General features: G+C 67.7%; 18 protein-coding genes and 2 tRNA genes. 10 read left to right on the top strand and 10 right to left on the bottom strand.

What is annotated here, in order from left to right:
- Positions 1 to 22: 22 nt before the first annotated feature.
- Positions 23 to 1,339, bottom strand: a complete 1,317-nt coding sequence (locus tag POL67_RS00670) for an amidohydrolase (protein WP_271914362.1) — start codon at positions 1,337 to 1,339, stop codon at positions 23 to 25.
- Positions 1,340 to 1,500: 161 nt separating this feature from the next.
- Between POL67_RS00670 and POL67_RS00665 the strand changes: the two genes are divergently transcribed.
- From POL67_RS00665 to POL67_RS00645, 5 genes are read left to right on the top strand one after another with little or no spacing between them, the layout of a single operon-like run.
- Positions 1,501 to 3,957 (top strand): type VI secretion system Vgr family protein, encoded by a 2,457-nt coding sequence (locus tag POL67_RS00665; RefSeq protein WP_271914359.1) that lies wholly within the window; start codon positions 1,501 to 1,503, stop codon positions 3,955 to 3,957.
- Positions 3,958 to 3,982: 25 nt separating this feature from the next.
- A complete protein-coding gene (locus POL67_RS00660; protein WP_271914356.1) occupies positions 3,983 to 6,637 on the top strand; it encodes a DUF2169 family type VI secretion system accessory protein in 2,655 nt (884 codons plus the stop codon).
- Complete coding sequence (locus POL67_RS00655) at positions 6,618 to 7,700, top strand: pentapeptide repeat-containing protein (protein ID WP_271914336.1); 1,083 nt, start codon at positions 6,618 to 6,620, stop codon at positions 7,698 to 7,700. The genes POL67_RS00660 and POL67_RS00655 overlap by 20 nt, the downstream gene beginning before the upstream one ends.
- Positions 7,693 to 8,343, top strand: coding sequence for a DUF3540 domain-containing protein (locus POL67_RS00650; protein WP_271914333.1), 651 nt, complete (start codon positions 7,693 to 7,695; stop codon positions 8,341 to 8,343). The genes POL67_RS00655 and POL67_RS00650 overlap by 8 nt, the downstream gene beginning before the upstream one ends.
- 17 nt (positions 8,344 to 8,360) lie before the next feature.
- Positions 8,361 to 8,762 carry a DUF4150 domain-containing protein gene (locus POL67_RS00645; RefSeq protein WP_136930398.1) on the top strand — a complete coding sequence of 134 codons (402 nt, stop codon included), beginning with the start codon at positions 8,361 to 8,363 and terminating at the stop codon, positions 8,760 to 8,762.
- Positions 8,763 to 8,782: 20 nt separating this feature from the next.
- Here the strand turns inward: POL67_RS00645 and POL67_RS00640 are convergent, their stop codons facing one another.
- The gene (locus tag POL67_RS00640; protein ID WP_271914330.1) at positions 8,783 to 9,253 is read right to left on the bottom strand and encodes a hypothetical protein; all 471 of its coding nucleotides are present in this window, start codon (positions 9,251 to 9,253) and stop codon (positions 8,783 to 8,785) included.
- Positions 9,254 to 9,313: 60 nt separating this feature from the next.
- Here POL67_RS00640 and POL67_RS00635 point away from each other — a divergent pair, with 60 nt between their 5' ends.
- Both POL67_RS00635 and POL67_RS00630 read left to right on the top strand, forming a co-directional pair.
- On the top strand, positions 9,314 to 9,763 hold the full coding sequence (locus tag POL67_RS00635; protein WP_271914327.1) for a hypothetical protein: 450 nt from the start codon (positions 9,314 to 9,316) through the stop codon (positions 9,761 to 9,763).
- A 43-nt stretch (positions 9,764 to 9,806) separates the two neighbouring features.
- Positions 9,807 to 10,682 (top strand): S66 peptidase family protein, encoded by an 876-nt coding sequence (locus tag POL67_RS00630; protein WP_271914326.1) that lies wholly within the window; start codon positions 9,807 to 9,809, stop codon positions 10,680 to 10,682.
- 79 nt (positions 10,683 to 10,761) lie between these two features.
- On the opposite strand, the gene POL67_RS00625 is transcribed toward POL67_RS00630, so the two are convergent.
- The 4 genes from POL67_RS00625 to POL67_RS00610 all read right to left on the bottom strand — a co-directional run bounded on the left by POL67_RS00625 (position 10,762) and on the right by POL67_RS00610 (position 15,250).
- A tRNA-Met gene (locus POL67_RS00625) sits at positions 10,762 to 10,838 on the bottom strand.
- Positions 10,839 to 10,906: 68 nt separating this feature from the next.
- Positions 10,907 to 10,983, bottom strand: a tRNA-Met gene (locus POL67_RS00620).
- 123 nt (positions 10,984 to 11,106) lie between these two features.
- Positions 11,107 to 13,365 carry an ATP-binding domain-containing protein gene (locus POL67_RS00615; RefSeq protein WP_271914323.1) on the bottom strand — a complete coding sequence of 753 codons (2,259 nt, stop codon included), beginning with the start codon at positions 13,363 to 13,365 and terminating at the stop codon, positions 11,107 to 11,109.
- Between the two features lie 256 nt (positions 13,366 to 13,621).
- A complete protein-coding gene (locus POL67_RS00610) occupies positions 13,622 to 15,250 on the bottom strand; it encodes a SulP family inorganic anion transporter (RefSeq protein ID WP_271914321.1) in 1,629 nt (542 codons plus the stop codon).
- A 247-nt stretch (positions 15,251 to 15,497) separates the two neighbouring features.
- Between POL67_RS00610 and POL67_RS00605 the strand changes: the two genes are divergently transcribed.
- Together POL67_RS00605 and POL67_RS00600 are read left to right on the top strand one after the other, a co-directional pair.
- Positions 15,498 to 15,899, top strand: a complete 402-nt coding sequence (locus tag POL67_RS00605) for a hypothetical protein (protein ID WP_271914320.1) — start codon at positions 15,498 to 15,500, stop codon at positions 15,897 to 15,899.
- Positions 15,900 to 16,115: 216 nt separating this feature from the next.
- The gene (locus POL67_RS00600; RefSeq protein ID WP_271914317.1) at positions 16,116 to 17,072 is read left to right on the top strand and encodes a GHMP family kinase ATP-binding protein; all 957 of its coding nucleotides are present in this window, start codon (positions 16,116 to 16,118) and stop codon (positions 17,070 to 17,072) included.
- Here POL67_RS00600 and POL67_RS00595 read toward each other — a convergent pair.
- From POL67_RS00595 to POL67_RS00580, 4 genes are all read right to left on the bottom strand, one after another.
- Positions 17,069 to 18,103, bottom strand: coding sequence for a zinc-binding dehydrogenase (locus POL67_RS00595; protein ID WP_271914314.1), 1,035 nt, complete (start codon positions 18,101 to 18,103; stop codon positions 17,069 to 17,071). The genes POL67_RS00600 and POL67_RS00595 overlap by 4 nt on opposite strands.
- Positions 18,104 to 18,105: 2 nt before the next feature.
- Complete coding sequence (locus POL67_RS00590; RefSeq protein WP_271914313.1) at positions 18,106 to 19,224, bottom strand: D-alanine--D-alanine ligase family protein; 1,119 nt, start codon at positions 19,222 to 19,224, stop codon at positions 18,106 to 18,108.
- Positions 19,225 to 19,323: 99 nt separating this feature from the next.
- A complete protein-coding gene (locus tag POL67_RS00585) occupies positions 19,324 to 19,659 on the bottom strand; it encodes a hypothetical protein (protein ID WP_271914309.1) in 336 nt (111 codons plus the stop codon).
- Positions 19,660 to 19,721: 62 nt separating this feature from the next.
- Positions 19,722 to 20,330 carry a 2-hydroxychromene-2-carboxylate isomerase gene (locus POL67_RS00580; protein ID WP_271914307.1) on the bottom strand — a complete coding sequence of 203 codons (609 nt, stop codon included), beginning with the start codon at positions 20,328 to 20,330 and terminating at the stop codon, positions 19,722 to 19,724.
- A gap of 149 nt (positions 20,331 to 20,479) precedes the next feature.
- On the opposite strand from POL67_RS00580, the gene POL67_RS00575 reads away from it, so the two are divergent.
- A complete protein-coding gene (locus POL67_RS00575; protein WP_271914304.1) occupies positions 20,480 to 20,731 on the top strand; it encodes a hypothetical protein in 252 nt (83 codons plus the stop codon).
- The last annotated feature ends 42 nt before the right edge of the window (positions 20,732 to 20,773 follow it).

The raw sequence follows: 20,773 nt of genomic DNA, 5'->3' as shown, positions 1-20,773 counted from the left end.
ATTCCGCTCCGGCTTTCTTCCCTCAGGACGTGTAAGCGCGGAGAACCGACAAATCGCGGGAAACCATGCGAAATGCCGCGCGCTCGGCCTCGGCGCGGATCTTCTCCTCGTCGAGCGTCAGGATCGTCCCGTCTGCGTAAACGAGTTTTCCCGCGACGAAGACGTGGCTCACGTCGCTGCCCTTCGCCGCATGGACGAGGTTCGCGACGAGGTCGTGGCGCGGGACGAGGTGTGGTTTGTCGAAGTCGAAGAGCACGAGATCGGCCGCGCGTCCGGGTTCGAGCACGCCCGCCTCGGAAAAACCCATCGCGCGGGCGCCGGCCTGCGTGGCCATGCGCAGCGAGGCGTCGCCCGCGATGGCCTCCGCGTCGCGGCGCGCGAGCTTCTGGAGCAGGGGGAGAAACCGAACGGCTTCCTTCATGTCCATGTCGTTGTTCGACGCGGGCCCGTCGGTCCCGAGCGCGACGTTCACGCCCGCGCGGAGCAGCCGCGGCACGTCGCCCGGGCCCATCGCGAGCTTCATGTACGTGATCGGGCAATACGCGACGGTGGCGTCGTGCCGCGCGAGGATCGCGACGTCGTCGTCGCTCAGGTAGAGCGCGTGCGCCGCGATCGTGGGCACGCCGAGCACGCCGGTCTCTTCGAGCAGCCGCGTGGGCGTCACGCCGTGCGCCGCGAGCGAGCGGCTCACCTGCTCCTCGCTCTCGGCGAGGTGAATGTGCAGGCCGAGGCCCTTTTCCTTCGCGAGCGCCGCGATCTCGCGCAGAAACGCGGGTGGGCAGACGTAGGGCGAGTGCGGCCCGAGCATCGCGCGGATGCGGCCTTCCGCTTTGCCGTTCCATCGCTCGGCAAAGGCGAGCGCGCCTTCGAGATCGGCGCCGACCTCCTTGCCCGTACCAAACTGGCACCACGTGAGCGACGCGCGCAGCCCCGACGTCTCCACGACCTCGGCGACGTGGTCCATGTAGAAGTAGTGATCATTGAAGGCGACCGTGCCCGCGCGGATCATCTCGCATGCGGCGAGCAGCGCTCCGGCGCGCACTTCCTCGGGGCCGAGCGCGGACTCGGCGACCCATACGCGCTCGTTGAACCATCGATCGAGCGGCAGGTCCTCTGCGTAGCCACGCACGAGCGACATCGACGCATGGCAGTGGGCGTTGAAAAATCCGGGCACAGCGACGTGGTTCGTGCCGTCGATCGTCGTGTCGGGCGCGAAATCTTCAGGCGCTTTGCCGACGGCCACGAGATGGGCGCCGTCGATGGCGATGGCGCCGCCCCGGATCACCGTGCCTTTTTCGTCGAGGGTCACGATGTCCACGTCCTTGATCAGCGTCTTCACGGCTCGTCCTCCGGGCTCCGGGCGCGCTCGCGCCGTGGCGCATCCTACAACGACTCTTTTTGGTCCCAAAGCCCGCGGCGCGCTTCCCGGCATGGGAAGGACAATGGTACGCTCGACATCGCTTCGAGGACTTTGGGGGGATCCCCGGGAGAGCGTGGGCCATGGCTTTGACCGACCTCATCACGATCTCGTCCAGCGTGCTGCCGGACACGACGCGCGTGATCGCATTCCGCGGCGCCGAGGCGATCTCGCGGACGTACGAGTTCGAAATTTTCGTCTCGCTCGAAGGGGAAGAGGGCGACGGGCTGGATCTCGGCGACGCGATCGGGGCCAAGGCGCAGCTCGTGATCGACCGGGCGGACGACAAGCTGCCGCCGTTCGTGTTCGCCGGGATCCTCGCGAGCGTGGAGCTTTTGCACGCGGTCGAGGGCCGCTCGCTCGTCCGCGCGGTGCTGGTCCCGCGGCTATGGCTGCTCGGCCTCTCGAAGCACAGCCGTATCTTCACGAAGAAAAAGCTGCCCGAGGTGCTCGAGTCGATCCTCGAAGAAAACGGCCTCTCCGGCGACGATTACGAGCTGCGGCTCGGATCGTACGAGACGGAAGAGCACATCTGCCAGTACCGGGAGAGCGACCTCGATTTCATCTCGCGCTGGATGGAGCGTGAGGGCATCTTTTATTACTTCATCCATAACGAGGACGGCGAGAAGCTCGTCATCAGCGACGGGGCGTCGTACGAGGACGACGTCCTCGGCAAGCCCGTGCGGTATTTCCCGCAGACCGGGCAGGACCGCAGCGCCGGGCCGTCGTTCCGCGCGTTCACGAGCCGCCACCGCACGCTGCCGTCGCTGGTCAAGCTCAAGGATTATGATTACGCACGGCCCAACCTCACGATCGCCGGCTCGGCGCCGGTCGCGTCGAACGGCGCGGGCGAGGTGAGCCTTTATGGCGAGCGGTTCTTCTCGGCCGCCGCGGGCGAGCGATTGGCGAAGCTCCGGGCCGAGGAGATGCTCGCGCGGGAGGTCGTCTACCAGGCCCGCGGCACGCGCTCGCACCTGCGCGCCGGGCACGTCTTCGAGATCGAGGAGCACCCGCGCGCGGCGCTCAACGCTCGTTACCTCGCGGTCGAGGCGCGCCACCACGGCAACCAGGCCGCGAGCGCGTCAGCGTTCCAGCAGCTGCTCGATCTGGATCACGACGAGGTGTATTTCGTCGAGGTCGACGCGATCCCGGAGGGCACGCAGTTCCGGCCGGAGACGCGCACGCAATGGCCGCGGATCTACGGGTACGAGAATGGCACCGTAGACGGGCCGGCCGACAGCGAATACGCGCAGATCGACGATCAGGGCCGTTATTCGGTCAAGTTCAAGTTCGACGAGACGAACCTGAAGGACGGCAAGGCGAGCACGTTCGTGCGCATGATGCAGCCGCACGGCGGCGGCGTGGAGGGGTTTCATTTCCCGCTGCGCAAGGCCACCGAGGTCGTCTTCAGCTTCCTCGGCGGCGACCCGGATCGCCCCGTCATCTCGGGCGTCGTGCCGAATGCTCACACGCCGAGCCCGGTCACGAGCGGCAATCACACGAAGAACATCATTCAAACGGGCGGGCGGAACCGGCTCGAGCTCGAGGACAAGTCCGGACAGCAGCGCATCACGATGTCGACGCCGCACACGAACTCGTACGTGCGCATGGGCTCGCCCAACGAAGGCCACACGATGATCATCCACACCGACGCCGCGACCCTGCTCGACGCGGGCGGCGACTGGAACATCGAGGTCGGCTATCACGACGGCGGACCGGTCGGCAACAAGACCGAAAAGGTCAAGGGCTCCGTCACCGAGACGTACGAGGACGTGAAGACCGAGACGGTCACGAAGCTCGTCACCGAGAATTACAACGATCGGCAGGTGATCACGGTCGCGAAGGGGCAGGATCTCTCGGTCACGACCGGCGGGCAGAAGGTCGGCATCGCGGGCGGCATGGGCGTCGCGGTGAACGGCGGCGTCTCGTTCAACGTCGGCAGCGGCTCGGGGCTCGCCGCGCCCGCGAACAGCGATTTCAACGTCGCGGTGAACGACGGCAACTTCAAGGTCACGACGAACAAGAACATCGACGTGAAGTCGACGGGGGGCACGCAGTCGTACGAGAGCACGGGGAAAGCGACGCTGAAGAGCTCGGGCGGCGACGTCGACATCTACGCCAAGGGCAACATCAACGTCACGACCGAGGGCAAATACGCCGGCACCGTCAGCGGCGACAAGACGACGAACATCCTCGGCACGAGCTTCAAGATCGTCGGCAGCGACAAGCGGGAGCTCACGTACGGCACGGGGATCACGTTCAACGCGCAAGCGAACGCGAACTTCACGCTCGCGGCCGAGTTCAACCTGAAGGTCGGCGTGTTCGTCGACGTGAAATGCTCGGCCGATTTCACGTTCGCCACGGGCATCAAGGCCGAGTTCTCCAGCGTGATCGACCTCCGCGCCACGCCGATGAAGGTCTCCGAGGCGACGGCGGGGTTTGCGTTCATGTCGGCCGGCGTCTTCATGGTCCAGACGCCGACGCTTGTGTTCACGGGCGCGGCGTTCATGTCGCGCGCCGCGATCCAGCTCATCAACTGAGCGCGCTCGCCGGGACGAGAAACACGTGCGTACGATCAAACCCGCAGGATTGATCCCGTCCGTCCGGGTCCAGGCGATCGGATTGCCGGGACGCGGCTGCCTGTCCGTGACCTTCATGCTGCAATTCGGCGGCGAGGGCGCGGGCCTGCTCGTCAACGATGGAAACCTCGTCACGACGTTCACCGACGAGGGCACGGGCGTCTTCGACCACGGATTGCCCAAGGTGCGCGGCGAGGTGCTCTGCGAGGGTTTTGCCACGGGCCCCGAGCCTGCGATTGCGCGGCAGGTTCGGCTCTCCCTGGGCCGGATCGACAAGAAGCTCTACGTCGTCGGCGACCGGACCTGGGGCGCGACAGGCCCGTCCGAGCCCGTGCCGTATACGAGAATGCGGATCTCGTGGGAGAACGCGCTCGGCGGCGAGGGCGATCCGAGAAACACCGTGGGCAAGGGCAAGAAGCCCATCACGGCGGCCGGCAAGAAGGTGCATCCCTTGCCGAACGTGGAATGGCCGAACCGGCTCGTCAAATCGCCGGGCGACGAGCCGCCCCCCGCGGGCTTCGGACCGCTCGACCTCACGTGGGAGCCGCGCTCGAAGCGCGTCGGCAGTTATGGTCAGAAATGGCTGAAGACGCGGTATCCGGAGCTGCCCGAGGATTTTGATCCGCTCTTCTTCAACGTGGCGCCCGAGGACCAGTGGATGCCCGGGTATTTCCGCGGCGACGAGGCGTTCGTCGTGGAGAACATGCACCCCGACAAACCCAAGATCGAGGCGGCCCTCCCGGGCTTCGTGGCGCGGGCGTTCCTCGGGACACGCAGCGCGCCTTCGCCTGTCGAGGTGTCGATGCACTGCGATACGGTGTGGATCTTCCCGCACGTCGAGCGCGTCGCGCTGATCTATCGTGGCATTTTCCAGGTCGCGACGGACGACGAGCTGGAAGTGAACGAGGTCATGGTGGGCCTCGAACGTTTGGGTGAGGCGAAGCCGCGGTCGCATTACGAGGAGGTGCGACGGCGGCGGCTCGACAAGGAGCGCGGGCCGCTCCACGCGCTCAAGGACAGCGATCTCTTGCCCGAGGGCGTGGGCGTGCTCAAGCCGAGCGGGAGCGACGATACGAAGGTCCTGCTCGAACGCGAGGGCTCGCTCGAAGAGAACATGCGGCGGCGCGCGGAGCTCGAATTGCAGCGCGCCCACGAGCAGATTCGCGCCGCGGGCCTCGATCCGGGGCCGAGGCTGCCCGAGAAGCTCCCACCGCGCGAGGAAATGCCCAAGGGCGATGTCCTCGCCTTCATGGAGTCCGTCGACGAGAAGGTCGAGGCGGCCAAAAAGGAGGGCGAGGCGCTCAAGAAGCAGGCGATGGAGCAGTTCCGGCAATCGTGCAAGGACGCGAAGCTCGATCCGGACGAGGTCCTCGAACGGCAGAAGCGGCGCTCGCTCGGTCCGCCCAGGTTCAGTGCGCAAAAGGAGCTCGAAACGCTCCGCGGGCTCGCGACGCTCAGCGAGGCGACGGGCGTGCCCATGCCGGAGGAGGTCTTTCAAAAGCTCCACGATCCTGCCATCGAGGAAAAACTCGTCTTCGCCGAGCAGAAAGTGAAGGAGGCGTACCGGCTATCGGTGCACCGGACGGAGGCCATGCCGCCGCTCGACGAGGAGGACGGGCAGAAGGTCCGCGCCGAGGTGGAGCAAGCGCTGCGCAATGGTGAGAGCCTCGCGGGCCGAGATTTTTCGGGGGTGGACCTCTCGGGCATCGATTTCCGAAAGGCCGATCTCTCGGAGTCCTTCTTCGAATCGACGAACGTGGAAGGATGCAGGTTCGACGAGGCGAACCTCTCCCGCGCCGTCCTCGCGCACGCGCGGGCGAAGGGAGCGATCTTCCGCGGGGCGCGGCTCGAAGAGGCAAACCTCGGCTGCGCGGACCTCACGGAGGCCGATTTCTCGGAGAACACGAACGTCACGCGCGTCGTGTTCTTCCGGGCGAACCTCACGCGGGCGAACCTCGAAAAGGCGACGCTCGACCGGACCGATTTCACGGAGGCGAAGCTCGAAGGGACGAAGCTCGCCGGCTGCAAGGCCGAGGAGCTCATGTTCTCCAAGGTCTCGCTTGCCGGGGCGGACCTCTCCGGCTCGGTGCTGGAGAAATGCAATTTCCTCGAGGTTGATTGCACGAAGACGAACTTCACGGTGGCGAAGCTCGATCAATCGGTGTTCCTCGACGTGGAGGGAGACGGGGCGATCTTCCGGCGCGCGAGCCTCACGAACCTCCGGGTCGTGCGGGTCGAGAAGGGCACGCGGTTCACGAATGCCGATTTCCGTGATACGGACATGACCCGAGCCAACCTCCGGGGCGCGCGGCTCGCCGGGAGTACGTTCGTGGCGGCGACCCTGCATACGGCCGATTTCTCGGAGACGGACCTCACGGGCGCGAAGCTCATGGGCGTGCGGGCAGCGGAATCGCGCTTCGAGCGCGCGAATCTCACGAATGCGGATCTGCGCGGGGCCGACCTTTTGTCGGCGATGCTCGCGAGGGCCACGGTGGCGGGCGCGAATTTCGAGGAGGCGAACCTGTTCCGAGCCGACGGGGCGCGGATGGTGGGCGATGCAAAGACGAGCTTCAAGGGCGCGAATTTGAAGCACTTCCGATATCTGCAAAGCCGAGGGGACGATGGACAAGGCAACGCTTGAGAACCTCGTCCGCAGCGGCGAGCTCTTCGACAGCACGGACCTCGGCGGCAAGGACCTCGCGGGCGCGGATCTGCGCGGCGCGGTCTTCGCGAATACGTCGTTCCGCGGCGCGAACCTCGCGGGCGCGAACCTGCGCGAGGCAACGTTCACGCAGTGCGATTTCGCGAACGCGGTGCTCGAAGGGACGACGTGGAGGCACACGACCGTGATGAACACGCGGTTCGTCATGGCAAAACTCGGCGGGGCCGAGCTTGTGAATGTGACGGCGAATGGGTGCGATTTCATGGCGGCCGAGCTCGCGTCGGCGTCGCTCTTGCTCGCGAATTTCTCGAAGAGCTGCTTCGACGAGGCGTCGCTCGCGGGGGCGAACTTGGAACGCGCGTCGCTGCTCGAATCGAGCTTCAAGGGCGCGAACCTCGCGGGGGCGAACCTCAAGCGCACAGCACTCTTCCGCGCGGACCTCGTGGGCGTGAAGCTCGACGGCGCGAGGCTCGAAATGACGGTGCTGACCGAGGCGAAGCTCGCCGGGCACTCGTTCGCAGGCGTGGATCTGCACCTGACGCAGCTCAACGACGCGAACCTCGAGGGGTGCAATTTCGCGAAGGCGAAGATCACCCAGGTCAATTTCAAGGGCGCGAACCTGAAGGGCGCGAAGCTCACGCGGGCGGATGCGAAGAATGCGATCTTTTTCGAGGCGCGGCTCGAAGGGGTCGATGCGCGTGGGGCGAATTTGAAAGAGGCGCTCTTTCCGAAGGTGATCGCGCCGGCCGTGCCTTTCGACGACGCGATCCTGGAGATGTCGATCTGGCACGAGGCGAAGGCCCCAGGCGCGAGCTTCAAGAACTGCGATCTTACGTATGCGGATTTCTCGCACGCGTCGATCGAGGGGGCGGATTTCTCGGGCGCAAAGATGTACAGGACGAGGCTCCACCGGGTGAAGGACGGGGGCGCGCGGTATCCGCTGGGACGGGCGGGCGCGCTCGGCAATGATGCGGACCTGGCGGAAGCAGAAGATTGGCGCGACAAGCACCAGCGGATCTGGAAAGGAGACGGCGATGCATAACGCGGCGCGGAAGCTCGCGGCGAAGACCGTGTGGCAAGAGTTCGGCGAGGTCGTTTCGGCGGGTCCGGAGGGGTATTTCGTGCGCACGGCGCTCGCCGAGGTGAACGCGAAGCGCGCCACGAGTTGCCTGGTCGCGCCGGCCCCTGGGGACCGCGTCCTCGTGGCGACCGAGGAGGAGGGCGATTCGTTCGTGCTGGCGGTGCTGGAGCGGAAAGAATCGCAGAAGACGACGATCGCCGTGGAGGGGGACCTCGAGCTGCGTACGCCGAGCGGGAAGGTTGAAATCGCGGCGCAGGAGGGCGTGGACGTGGTGGCCGCGGCGCCCGTGAACGTGACGGGCTCCGAGGTGACCGTAAAGGCGCTGCGGGCGCATTTGTCGGCGGAATGGATCGACGTGGTAGGCGCCGCGGTGAAGGCGGAGTTCGGCAAGGTGAAGATGCTGGCGTCGACGTTCGACGCGGCGCTCGACCGATTCAGCCAGCGGGTGAAGCGCTCGTATCGGACGGTCGAGGAAATCGATCAAGTGCGCGCGCAGCACATCGACTGGGCAGCGCAGGGCAATGCGCATCTCCGGGGCGAAAACACGCTCGTGACGGCGACGGACCTCGTGAAGGTGAACGCCGATCAGGTGCACCTCGGCTGATAAGGAGGAATGAGCCGATGTTCGTCAATACGCAGATGATGGGCATGAACATGGGCTTCCCGGACGTGTGCCTCACGCCCGTTCCGCCCGCGCCGGCCCCGGTGCCGATTCCCTATCCGAACATGGGATTCGGGCCGATGGCCTGTCCGCCAGTGTGGAACGTGCTCACGATGTGCACACCGACGCACAACATGGCGACGCCGATCACGATGAGCGTGGGCGATAACCCCGGTATCGCGACGGGCGTGGCGTCAGGAATGGTGATGGGGCCGGTGCGTCACGTGACCGGGTCGTTCACCGTGCTCGTCGGCGGAATGCCCGTCACGAAGATGACCAGCATGTCGATTCAAAACAGCACGAATTGCCCCGGCATGCGGATCGTGCCGAGCCAGCCGACGGTGCTGAGCCTCGGACCCTGAAAAACGCGGGCGCCCCGCGCTCACGCGGGCGCGACGTGCATCCGATCCTTCGGGCTCACCTTCACGTTCACGTATTTGCCCGGAATGAGGCGCAGGCCGTCGTACGGGCCCATGAGCCACCGAATGGAGACGTCATACGGCGGCTGGCCGGGCATGTGCACGCGCAGGCCCACTTTGCAGACGACCTGCTGGCGATCGACGACCTCGCCCGTGTGATCGACGCGGAGGACCTCGGCCTGCGCGTCGAGGCCGTTCTTGGCGAGCCAGCGGGCGCCGAGCTCGCGGACGAGGAAACGCGCGCCGACGACCGTGAGGATGAGGCCCATGGGCAGGACGATGGGCTCGATCGTGAGGCCCCTCGGCGTGCGGTTCCAGAAGAAGAGGAGCTGCGCGAGGCCGGCGAGGAGGAGGAGCGCGCCGAGGCCCGTGAAAACAGCGCCGAGGACGAGCTGCGTCGTCCTGCCAGGATTCGGCGGAGTGGGAAGGTCCACGGGCGAGAGTGTATCAGGACCATGGCCGGCGCCGCTAGCCACGTGTATAGTCGGCGAGCGATGAAGGAGCAGAACCGCTTCCGGATCGAGCGCATGGCGGCGCGTTATGCGGCGCGGCAAAAAGAAAAGTCCGAGGCGGACGGAGCCCGATTCCTTCGCGAATTCGACGAGGCGCGCGAGCGCGTGATCCGGCCGGCGATGCTGGAGGTGCAAAAGGAGCTCGAGCGCGCCGGGCATTCGCCGTGGATCGCCGTCGACGAGGCCGCCGAAAAGCCGAGCATCGAGTTATGCCTCGGGCTCTCGGGTGTGCCGAAGACGCGCGGGACGAATCTCGTGGGTTTCTGCGTGATCCACTGGCGCGATTTTCCGGAGGTGCTCGCGTACCTCGTGGTCTCGCCACCGCCGATGGATCTGCTGCGTTTCGCGGTGCCAAAGGAGATCACGCAGGAATACGTGGAGCAGATGCTCGTCGATGCGGTCGAGCACATCTTCGCGTGTCGATCGATTTAGCATTTCGCTTGGCCGCACAATCGAGCCGGCGCATGATGAGCTCGTGCTGAAACGAAACGCGACCGTCGCCGTCGTCGCCCCCGCAGGCATCCCGCAGCTCGCCGGCGTCGCAGCCGGCGTGAAGCTCGTGAAGAGCTGGGGCTACGAGGTCATTCTCGCCCCGAACGTGGAAAAGCAACACCATTTCACCGCGGGCACGGCCGAGGAGCGGACGCAGGATCTCCTGTGGGCGCTGACGGCCGAGGGGATCGACGCGGTGTGGCTCGCGCGAGGCGGCTACGGGTGCATGCATTGCCTGCCGAGCCTGCCGCGCGAGGGGCTCGACAGGAGGCCGGTGATCGGCTGCTCGGACGCGACCGCGCTCTTCGCGGCGCTCGTGACGTCACGCGGGGGCCACCTCGTGCACGGGCCGATGCTGGAGACGATCGCGACGAAGGTGGACGACGCGACACGGGAGCGAATTCGGGCAATGCTGGCAGGCGATGCGGTCGCGCCCATTGCGGCGCAGCATTTCGCGGGTCCGAAGGAAGAGGTGCGCGGGCGGGTCGTCGGGGGAAATCTGTGCGTGCTCGCGAGCCTGGCAGGGACGCCGTGGGCGCTCGACGCGCGGGGGGCAATCGTGGTGCTGGAAGAGGTGACCGAGGTGCCCTACCGGGTCGATCGGCTGATCATGCAGCTCCGCCTGAGCGGTGCGCTCGATGGGGCGGTGGGGATCGCGCTCGGCGATTTCGTGAAATGCGAGCCGCCGGAGGGCGCGCGCTACGAGCTCACGGACGTGCTGCGCGAGGCACTCGAGCCGCTAGGGCTGCCCGTATGGTCTCGGCTGACGCTCGGCCACGACAAACGCAATCTGGCGTTTTGCGTGGGCGAGGAAGGGACGCTCGGGCCGGGCGGGCTGTCGCAAGCGCGATCGGCCTGAGGTCAGGGTCGGCCGGGAGCACAAAAGCAAAGGGGCCGACCCATTTCGAGTCGACCCCTTGCTTTCCGGTTCTCGGACTTGGTTGCGCGGGCAGGATTTGAACCTACGACCTTCGGGTTATGAGCCCGACGAGCTACCAGGCTGCTCCACCGCGCGTCAGTATGTTTCCTCTACAAAACAACTGAGCGTGGAGGACAGCGACTACGGCTGTCCCCACGCTCCGCTGGTTGCGCGGGTAGGATTTGAACCTACGACCTTCGGGTTATGAGCCCGACGAGCTACCAGGCTGCTCCACCGCGCGTCATGTTCGCCAAACGAAGCGGCGACGACGGGTCGGAACCTACTCCTGTCCGTGCAGGAGTCAAGCCCCTCGTGATCGTTCGATCACGCTTCACGCGGGAAGGCTGTTTTTCCGGGGTCCCCGTCAGGCATTGAGGAGCCACGCCGGCACGAGCGGGCTCGGCTTGGCCGTCGAGACCACCCATAGCTGATGCGCCGCGCGTGTCGCCCCGATGTGCAGGAGGTGTCGCGACTCGTCATCCAACGGGTACGTCGAGTGGTTCACGTCGACGAGCACGACATAGTCGTACTCGAGGCCCTTCACCTGCCGGATCTCGGTGACGTCCACACCCGGACGGAAGAGGAAGTCGAACGCACGCACGCGGCGAAGGCTCGGAATCTCGGCCATCTTGAGCGCCTCGTAGTACGCGTCCGCCTGCTCGGGGTGGCGCGCGAGGATCGCCAGCGTGGCGCGCGGCTCGCGCGTGAAGAGCGGGCGGATCGAGTCCGCGAGGAACGCGACGGCCGCGCCCTGGCTCGGGAAATGGTGGTGCTCGACAGGCGCGCCCGTGCGCGGCGCGAGGGGCGGCGTGGGATCGGCGAGCGGGCCGAGGATGTCACGCGCGACCGCGAGGACCTCACGCGTCGAGCGATAGGCGATGCGCAGAGGCTCGATGTTGACCGAGTCGAGGCCGAGATCTTCGAGCACGCGGCTCCAGTCGCGGAAGCCCGAGTCCATGAAGAGGCGCTGCGCGGTATCACCCGCGAGCGTCACCGACTTCTGCTTGGAGACGACGCCGAGCAGGACCGCGAGATCCAAGGGCGCGAGGTCCTGCGCCTCGTCGACGAAGAGGTGCTCGAAGACGTAGGGCTGTTTGCCCTTCTTGAGGTCGCCCTTGATGACCTGGTAGGCGCGCAGCAGGAGCGCGTCGTCCTCGGGATCGAGCAACGCGCGCTCGTCCTCTTCGACGGGCCTGTCGTCGGCGCCAAGGCGCTCCTCCACGGGATCTTCGTCCACGGGCTCGTCGGCGAGCGCGGCTTTGCGCTCGGCACGATCGCCGGGGTCGCGATCGAGGACTGCGGGGCAACGCTCGGCGCACCAGCGCCACGCCTGGCGGACCTTATCGAGGCCGAACTCGGGATCGTTCGCCGCGACGAACGCCTTCTCGATGCTGTCCTTGTCGGTGAGCAGATCGGCCCAGAACCAGAGGATGCCGCGCGAGTCCTTGCGGGTCGTGAGGTCCTGCGCATACGCGGCGGCGCGCTCTTCGAGCAGGCGCAGGAGCGCCGGGTGCGTCTTGTACCGCGTGACCGCGCTCGGCGTGTTCTCCTCGACCGGCGCTTCGAGCCACGGGAAGGCGCGCGTGCGCGCGGCGCGCGCCCACTCGGCGAACGTCTCGACCTGGACCTCGCCAATGCCGAGCGCAGGCAAGACCTCGCTGATGTACGCACGGAGCGCGGGGCTGCCGACGATGACGAGCATCTTGTCGGCGGAGAAGCGGGAGCGGTTGTTGAAGGCGAGGAACGCCATGCGGTGGACGCCGATGGTCGTCTTACCGCTGCCCGCGCCGCCCTGGATGACCACGATGCCCGCGTCGGGCCGCGAGATGAGTTCGAACTGGCGCGGGTCGAGGAGCGCGGCGATCTCGGGCAGGTGCCGATCCTCCTTCGCCGCGAAGCTCGCGCCCGTGCCGAGCGCGCCGCGCATGTCCTCGGGGCGGACGGCCTTGCCCTGGCCACCCGCGAGCACGACAGCGCGGCTGTCGAGCCGGCGATACCCACCCTCGACCCGCACGAAGACGCCTTGCGGCGCGGCGATGCGGTAGAGCTCGCCGTCCTCGATGGTGACGGTGCGCCGGGCGAGGACCTTGCCCTCGACCTCGCGGTCGCCGAAGGTCTCTTCGTACTCCGCGCCTTCCTCGTAGCGGTAATACAGCTGGCTCACGGGCGCGTGGCGCCAATCGACGATCCGCACGCCGGCCTTGGCGTCGACGTGCGTGGTGCGGCCGATGAGGACATCGCGGTCCTGCTTGCCGCGCTCGCGGAGGCGAAGGTGGCCGAAGTAGGGCGATCGCGGGTCGACGGGCTCGGTGACGACCTCGGCGCGGCGCGCGGCGACGCCTGCGATACGCTCCATCTGCTGCACGAGCGCAGGGACGTCTTCGAGGCGGCTCGCCGCGATCTGATCACGCAGCGAGATCATCTGCGCCTCGTAGTCCTCCGTGGGCGGCGGGCGCGAGGGCTTCACCGTCGCGAGGTGGTCGCGCACGCGATCGAGGAGCGCTTGCTCTTCGCGAACGATCGCAAGCTCGTCCGCGTCGCCGTTCGGCTGCGGGCTGCTGTGGGAGTTGCCCGAGCTCGGCTCGGGACGAAGCGGCTGCGCGGTCGTCTGCTTGGCGGTCACGGTGGATTACGTAGCGCGCGGAGCGGGGTTGGGAGGGTGCGTGCCCCTCGATTTCCATTTCCATCCGTCACTGCCCAGAGGGCCGGTGGACGGACGGCAGAGCTCGCGGATGTCGCGGAAAAAGTCCCTCGGCCGCGAGGCGACCGCGCGTTTTGACCCATCCTTCCGGGCCGCGCAAGGGTTTGTCGGGGGAGAACGGATCGCTCGGGTGGACCGGTTCGGCCGTCCGGGCGGGCAGCGGAAGGAGCAGCGCGCGTCAGGTGCGCGCTTCGGCGTGCGCTTGGCTCGGCTCGGAGACCGAGGCCATCGTGGCCCGCCGCGCGTTCTCTTTCGTGCGGACGTCGCGCACCTCGACGTGGATGCCGCGAAGCGCCGCGGAGAGCTGGAAGTCCTCGATCACCTCGATGATGTCCTGATCGATGAACTCGGCGCGGGTGCCGTCGATGATGACGGACGAGCCGTCGGGGATGCGCTTGAGCACGCCGATGAACGTCGCCTTGTTAAGGAAGGAGACGTCCTTCTTGAACGTGATCACGCGCTTCTTGCCCTCCTTCGCGACGGTGAAGGCCGCGCGCATGTGGCTGCGCAGCACGAAGCCGACGCCGACGACGATGCCCGCGAGGATGCCGCGCAGAAGGTCCGTGAGGAGGATGGCGGTGATGGTGAAGACGAACGGGATCAACTGATCCCAGCCGAGCTTGTACATCTTCTTGAAGAGCTCGGGCTTCGCCAGCTTGTAGCCGGTCATGAGCAGGATCGACGCGAGGCACGCGAGCGGGATCATGTTGAGGAACCGGCCAATGAAGAGGACGGCGAGCAGCAGGAAGAGCCCATGGAAGGCCGTCGCCGCCCGCGTCCGTCCGCCGGCGTTGATGTTGGCGCTGGAGCGGACGATCACGCTCGTGACGGGCAAACCACCGAGCAGGCCGCTCGCCGCGTTGCCGATGCCCTGCGCGACGAGCTCACGGTCGAGCGGCGTGTTGCGCTTCCAGGGATCGAGCTTGTCCACGGCCTCGATGCTGAGCAGCGTTTCGAGGCTCGCGACGATGCCGATCGTCAACGCGACGACGTAGACCTGCGGGTTCGTGAGCGCGGCGAAAGTGGGCGTGCGGAGCTGGCCGAGCGCGCCGCTCACGCCGTCATAGGCGGGCAACGTGACGAGGTGCGTCTGCTCGAGCGCGATGGGCAAGCCGGTCTTGCGGAACAGGATGTTGAGGCCGGTGCCGACGAGGACGACGACGAGCGCGCCCGGGAGCCACGAGAGCTTGCGCAGCCGCTCGGTCTTTTCCCACAGGACGAGGATGCCCATCGAGACCGCGCTGATCACGAGCGCGCCACGCTCGAGACGGCCGAAAGCGTGGAGGATCATCGTGAACGTGTTCTCCTCCGCGGAGACCACGAACTGCTCGGAGCCCTCCTGATCGAGGTCGTACCCGACGGCATGCGGGAACTGCTTGAGGATCAGGATCAAGCCGATCGCAGCGAGCATCCCTTTGATGACGGACGAAGGGATGAGGTAGACGGCCGTGCCGAGGCGAGCGACGCCGAGAATGATCTGCAAGACCCCGCCGAGGACCACGGCGACGAGGAAGTTCTCGAAGCTGCCGAGCTTGTCGATGCCCGCGAGGACGATCGCCGTGAGGCCCGCGGCCGGCCCGCACACGCTGAGCGGCGAGCGGCTCATGAGCGGGATCAAGAGCCCACCGATCACGCCCGCCGTGAGGCCCGCGAAGAGCGGGGCGTTCGAGGCGAGCGCGACGCCGAGGCACAGCGGCAGCGCCACGAGGAACACGACGAGGCCCGCCGGCAAGTCGTATTTGAAGTTCGCGAGCGGGCTCAAGTTTGGCCGGGTCACCCCGGCGCCGCTCGTGTTCGCGTTGGCCATCGCTTCCTTTGCTCCGTATCCGGCTTGTTTTTCCCCCACCGCCCGAAGGGCCGATAGGGGGTAGCGTACGCGGCAAACCCCGGCAAACGCCGAGGTCCGACGCGGTCAAATTCATCCGAATTCAAAGGATCGCACAGAACGTGGGCAGGAGCGAATCGCGGACGGTTCCGTGTTCCAAAGTACGCGGGATGCCGGGGTCCACGGCGGTCTTGAGACCGGGGCGCACTGGGCTTATGGGTTTTCATGCATGGAACGCTCCTTTCCGGATGACGCGCTTCCCCTCCACCACCTGATCCTGCGCTCGTTCCGGCAACGGGAGGCGCTCTTCCTCCTCGTGCTCGCGACGTACCGGGTGGAGCTCACGGGCGTGCTCAGTCGCGCCGCAAAGACGGGGTTCGAGTTCGGGGACGCGAACACGGTGATCGATCTGGCCGAGCAGATCGCGTCGGCCGCGCGCGCCGCGGATCTCTCGACGATCCGCAAGGACGCGCTGTCGCTCCGCGCGTTCGCGTCGGCTGCCCAAGACGGCGGCGAGCAGGAGGAGGGCAAGGTGCTCCTCGCAGGGCTCCGGCTGATCGATCGGATCCTCGACGAGGCCAAAGAGCGCGCGAAGGCGGCCGAGCCGTCCACGCCGCTGGTCCTGAACTAGTCGAGCACGAGGGCTCGCCGTGTCACCCCGGTGCGCACGCGTCCCCGAAGCCTCCTGGCGCGCTCCGTGCTGCACCGCGCGGCGCGGACGTCCGAGCCGGCGCTGGGCGCTGAGGGGCGGCACCTCCGCGCGCACCCCATGACGACCTGCGCCGTCCCCATGCCCTACGCCCGCTCCGCACGCAGCCCGCAAAGGCACGCCGTCGCGAGCGCACCGATGCGTGTTTCGTTCGCCGGAGGCGGCAGCGACCTGCCGCCCTTCGTGGAGGGCCTGCCGGGGCGCGTCGTGGGCAGCGCGATCGGCCTGCGGGTGCGCGCGCTCGTGGAGCCCTTCGACCGAGGTTGGGTGCGGCTCGAAGTGCCCGTGGCGGCTGAGACGACCACGCGGCGCAGCCACGAGCAGCCATCGAGCGAGCTCGCCTTTCGCCTGCTCGAAGCGGCGCTCGCGCGGACGGGCGTGACGGACGGCGTGAAGCTCCGGATCGACACCGACGTCGCGCCGGGCGCAGGGCTCGGCGGGAGCGCGTCGACCGCAGTGGCCGCGCTGTCGGCGTTGCGGTGGAGCGTGGGTGAGGTGACGGCCGAGGAAGAGCTCGCGCGCGAGGCGACGACGATGGAGCGCGAAGGGCTCTCGATCGTGTGCGGCGCGCAGGACGCGACGTTCGCGGCGTGCGGAGGGATGCTCGACCTCGCGTTCGGCGAGGCGGGGTGCACGCGGATCGAGCGGGTCACGCCGGAGAAGGCGCTCGCGGCGGAGCTCGAAGCAGGGCTCTTGCTCGTCGACACGCACGTGCGTCGTGTCTCGGGCGAGGTGCTGGAGCAGGTGGACGCGGCGGCGGCGCTCGCGAACGTGGCGGATCTCGTGGAATCCGCGACGGTGGTGGCCGCGGCGCTACGCGAGGGATCTCTCGGACGAGCGCTGGCGGGGATGCGCCGGAGCGCGATGGCGAAGGTGCGGCGCGCGCCCTCGGCGAGCGCGCTAGCGACGGAGCTCGGCCATCGGCTCGAGGGGCTCGGCGTGGAGGTGATCCGCGCGTGCGGCGCGGGCGGAGGCGGGCACGTGCTCGTGTGGGCGCCCGAGGCGCGTCACGGGGAAATTTTACGCGCGCTGGGCCCTGCGACCGTGCGAAGGCCCGCGCTCTCGGCGCCCGGCGTGCGGATCGAGACGGCCTAGGGGATCAGCACGACGCGGCCGAAGACGGCGCGTGCTTCGAGCAGGGAGTGCGCCTCGGCGGCGTACCGGAGCGGGAGCTTTCGATCGATCACGGCGCGGAGCGCGCACGAGGCCGCGAGGTCGAGCACGCGTTCGAGGTCCTGCCGCGTGCAGGAGGCCGATCCGGCGATCGTATGACTCCAAAGGATCAAGGCGCCGAGCTTGAGCGAGACCTTGGCTTGGTCGATGTTGCCGACGACGACCAAACGGCCGCCACGGCGGAGCGACTTCAAAGCGGAACCGAACGTGGCGCTGCCGGTCAGTTCGAGCGCGACGTCGACGGGACCGCCGAGGCGCGTTTTGACGTCGTCCTCGAACCTGCCGTCGGGGCTCACGAGGACCTCGTGCGCGCCGAGCTCGGCCAGGGCGGCGGCCTTGGCGGGGCTGCCGGTCACGGCGACGACGCGGGCGCCGAGGTGGCGCGCGACCTGGATCGCCGCGGTGCCAACGCCGCCGCTCGCGCCCGTGATGACGACGGTCTCACCCGCGACGAGGCGCGCGCGGGAAGCGAGAGCCTGGTAGGCGACGCCCGCGGTGCACATGAGGGTCGAGGCGTCCTCGAACGGCACGGACGCGGGGATTTTCACGAGGGCGCGGTGGTGCGCGGCGACGAGCTCGGCATACGCGCCGTCGACGGTGTGGCCGAAGCTCTGATGGGCACGCTCGCAGAGCAGCTCCTCGCCGCCCACGCAACGCGGGCATTCGCCGCAGGCGGGCCGGTGCAGGTTCGCCACGCGATCTCCCGGGGCAAACCCGGCGCGCGCCGCTTCCTCGCCCACGGCTTCGATCTCACCGGCGAACTCGTGGCCGAGGATGGTCGGCAGCTTCATGAGCGGGAAGCCGCCGCGACGATCGATGAGATCACGGCCGCACACAGCCGCAGCGCGGACACGTACGAGGACCTCGTCGGCCGCGGGGACGGGGTCCGGGGTGTTCGGGGACGGGACGAGTTTGTCCGGTCCGCCGGTCTCGTGAAGGACGACGGCGCGCATGATCAGGTCGACGTCTTCAGCTTGCGACGCCGCTCCGCCCGCGCGAGCGCGAGGTCGATGAGGCGCGCGACGAGCTCGCGCGGCGGGACGCCGCTCGCCTCCCACAGCTTCGGGTACATCGAGATCGAGGTGAAGCCAGGCAGCGTGTTGATCTCGTTCACGTAGACCTCGCCGCTCTTCGACATGAAGAGGTCAATCCGCGCAAGCCCGGAGGCTTCGAGGACACGGAAGGTGCGCAGCGCGAGGAGCTGCACGGCGCGCGTCTCGGCGTCGGTGAGGTCGGCCGGGACGCGCGTGGTGACGCCGCGCTCGTCGATGTACTTGGCGGCGTACGAGTAAAACCCGTCCGGGTGATCGACCACGATCTCGCCCGGGATGCTCACGATGGGCTCCTCGTCGCCGAGGACCGCGCACTCGATCTCGCGCGCGCCTTCGACGCCCTGCTCCACGACGATCTTGGTGTCGTACTCGAACGCGAGGCTGATCGCGTCGGCGAGCGCTTCATACGTCTTCACCTTCGTCACGCCGACCGACGAGCCGAGGTTCGCGGGTTTGACGAAGAGCGGGAGCGCGAGCCTCTCGCATCGCGCGAGGACCTCGCTCGGATCACGCTCCCACGCGAGGCGACGCACGGTCTCGTAGGGGACGAGGGGCAGCTCGTCCTGCGCGAGCAGGCGCTTCATCACGTCCTTGTCCATGCCCACGGCCGAGCCGAGCACGCCGGAGCCGACGTACGGCACGCCCGCGAGCTCGAGCAGCCCCTGCACGGAGCCGTCCTCGCCCATGGGCCCGTGCAGCACGGGGAAGACCACGTCGATCGCCTGCGACGCGCCGCCGACGGTGAGCGCGGCGTCGCCGGTCGGGCTCGGGTGCGCGAGGAGCGCGACATCCGGCGCCGACTGATTGAGGCGCGCGAGGCGCGGATCGCGCGAGGCGCCGAGGAGGAGCGCTTCTTCCTGCAAGAGCCACCGGCCCGTCTTGTCGATGCCGATGAGGACGGGCTCGAAGCGATCCCGGTCGAGAGCCTCGACGACATTGCGGGCCGAAAGGAGGGAGATCTCGTGCTCGGCAGAGCGACCGCCGAAGAGCACGGCGACACGGAGCTTGCGCGGGGCGCTCATGAAGGCCGCACCCTAGCAGGGTGCTCGGGCCCGGTGAAACATCCGGCCGAGGAGCCCCGATCCACGCAGGATCCAGCGGGCGCCCCGCGGTCGAGCTCGCTAGTCCCGGGACTCGTCGGCGAGGACGAACGCCTTGCGGATCGCGTCGACCGCGACGCGCTTGAGGACGTGCCCATCCGCGAGCTCCACGTCCACCGTGGCCACACGGCCCTTCTGCAGGCCGACACGCGTGACGTGAATGCGCGCGCCTTTGCTGAGCGCAGCGTCGCGCAGGGTCACGTCCTCCGTGGCAACGAAGTACATCCCCACGCCGATCTCGCGCGGCTCGCCGGCCGAAGGCGCGTCGTTCGTATCTGCGCGGGCGACACTCGACGTGGCCACGAGGCCCGCCGAAGCGGCGAGGGTCAGGAGCGAGGATAGAAACCGCGCACGCATGGCCACCATCCTACAAGATTCCCGCGATCGGGGCTCGATTTTTCACCGGGCAGCCGCGGCCTTCACGATTCTTTGGGACGCCAACCATCGAGCGCCTTCTCCACGAAGAGCAGCCGGTCCTGACCCCAAAACAAGAGGTCGCCGACGAGGAAGCTCGGCGCGCCACAGACGCCGATCCGCTCGGCCTGCTCAGTAACGTCCTTGAGGCCCTGCTTCATCCGCTCGTCCGTCGTCGCTGCGACGAGCGCCGCGCCGTCGAGCCCCACGGAGGTCGCGACGTCGACGAGGACATCGTCCGCGGAGATGTCGCGATCCTCAGCCCAGTACGCGCGGTACACGGAGTTCACGAGCGCGGCGACATGGTCCTCCGGCGTCGCGAGCACCATCCGCAGGGGCTTGACCGTGTTCATGGGGAAACGCGTGGCGAAGCGGAACGGCACGCCCCAGTGATCCGCCCAGCGATGAAGGTCGGCCGTCACGAGCCTTCGCTTCGGCGCGGGCATCGCGAAGAGCGGCACGTTGGGTGTGCCGATCGCCTTGAAGAGCGCGCCGAGCAGGAAGGGCCGATACACCAGCGATGCGCCCTTCCGCGCCGCGAGGGCCTCGATCTGCGTGGAGGCGAGGTACGCGAAGGGGCTCGAAAAATCGAAAAAGAACTCGACGCGCTTCATGGGGGCTCGGGGCGCGAGGCGCGTGGCCTCAGGGACGCGAGCTTCGACCGAGCTTCACGCGGGGCTCAACCGAAAATTCTTCCGTCCGCGATCAGGGCCCAAAGCCGCGCGAGGGCGCCGTGTCGGAAGGAGCGAACGGAGGCACGACGATGCGAAAGATGATGATCCTGGCCCTTACGACCCTTGGCGCGACCCTCTTCACGAGCGCGGCATACGCGGAGCCCAAGAAGGAAAAGTCCCAGGACTACGGCTACACGTTCACGGACGACGCGTTGCTCGGCAGCGACATCGGCGGCCAGTACGGCCTGATCAAGGTCCGGCAGACGGGGGTGCGCGACAAGCTGATCCGCCCGCGCGTGCAGTTCGTGAACGAGCTGCTGAAGTCCGTCGAGGCGCTCTGAGCCGCGACCTTCCGGACGACGCCCCACCACCCCCGCCCCTCT

This window comes from Polyangium mundeleinium (assembly GCF_028369105.1).
In the GTDB taxonomy this organism is placed as follows: Bacteria; Myxococcota_A; Polyangia; order Polyangiales; family Polyangiaceae; genus Polyangium; species Polyangium mundeleinium.
The sequence above is the reverse complement of the archived record's forward strand: the minus strand, read 5'-3'. Positions and strand labels throughout refer to the sequence as shown.

Coding starts and splice junctions, on each gene's coding strand:
- POL67_RS00665 (WP_271914359.1), top strand. CDS start 1,501: ATGGCTTTGACCGACCTCATCACGATCTCGTCCAGCGTGCTGCCGGAC.
- POL67_RS00655 (WP_271914336.1), top strand. CDS start 6,618: ATGGACAAGGCAACGCTTGAGAACCTCGTCCGCAGCGGCGAGCTCTTC.
- POL67_RS00650 (WP_271914333.1), top strand. CDS start 7,693: ATGCATAACGCGGCGCGGAAGCTCGCGGCGAAGACCGTGTGGCAAGAG.
- POL67_RS00645 (WP_136930398.1), top strand. CDS start 8,361: ATGTTCGTCAATACGCAGATGATGGGCATGAACATGGGCTTCCCGGAC.
- POL67_RS00635 (WP_271914327.1), top strand. CDS start 9,314: ATGAAGGAGCAGAACCGCTTCCGGATCGAGCGCATGGCGGCGCGTTAT.
- POL67_RS00610 (WP_271914321.1), bottom strand. CDS start 15,250: ATGGCCAACGCGAACACGAGCGGCGCCGGGGTGACCCGGCCAAACTTG.
- POL67_RS00605 (WP_271914320.1), top strand. CDS start 15,498: ATGGAACGCTCCTTTCCGGATGACGCGCTTCCCCTCCACCACCTGATC.
- POL67_RS00600 (WP_271914317.1), top strand. CDS start 16,116: ATGCGTGTTTCGTTCGCCGGAGGCGGCAGCGACCTGCCGCCCTTCGTG.
- POL67_RS00595 (WP_271914314.1), bottom strand. CDS start 18,103: ATGCGCGCCGTCGTCCTTCACGAGACCGGCGGACCGGACAAACTCGTC.
- POL67_RS00590 (WP_271914313.1), bottom strand. CDS start 19,224: ATGAGCGCCCCGCGCAAGCTCCGTGTCGCCGTGCTCTTCGGCGGTCGC.
- POL67_RS00585 (WP_271914309.1), bottom strand. CDS start 19,659: ATGCGTGCGCGGTTTCTATCCTCGCTCCTGACCCTCGCCGCTTCGGCG.
- POL67_RS00580 (WP_271914307.1), bottom strand. CDS start 20,330: ATGAAGCGCGTCGAGTTCTTTTTCGATTTTTCGAGCCCCTTCGCGTAC.
- POL67_RS00575 (WP_271914304.1), top strand. CDS start 20,480: ATGCGAAAGATGATGATCCTGGCCCTTACGACCCTTGGCGCGACCCTC.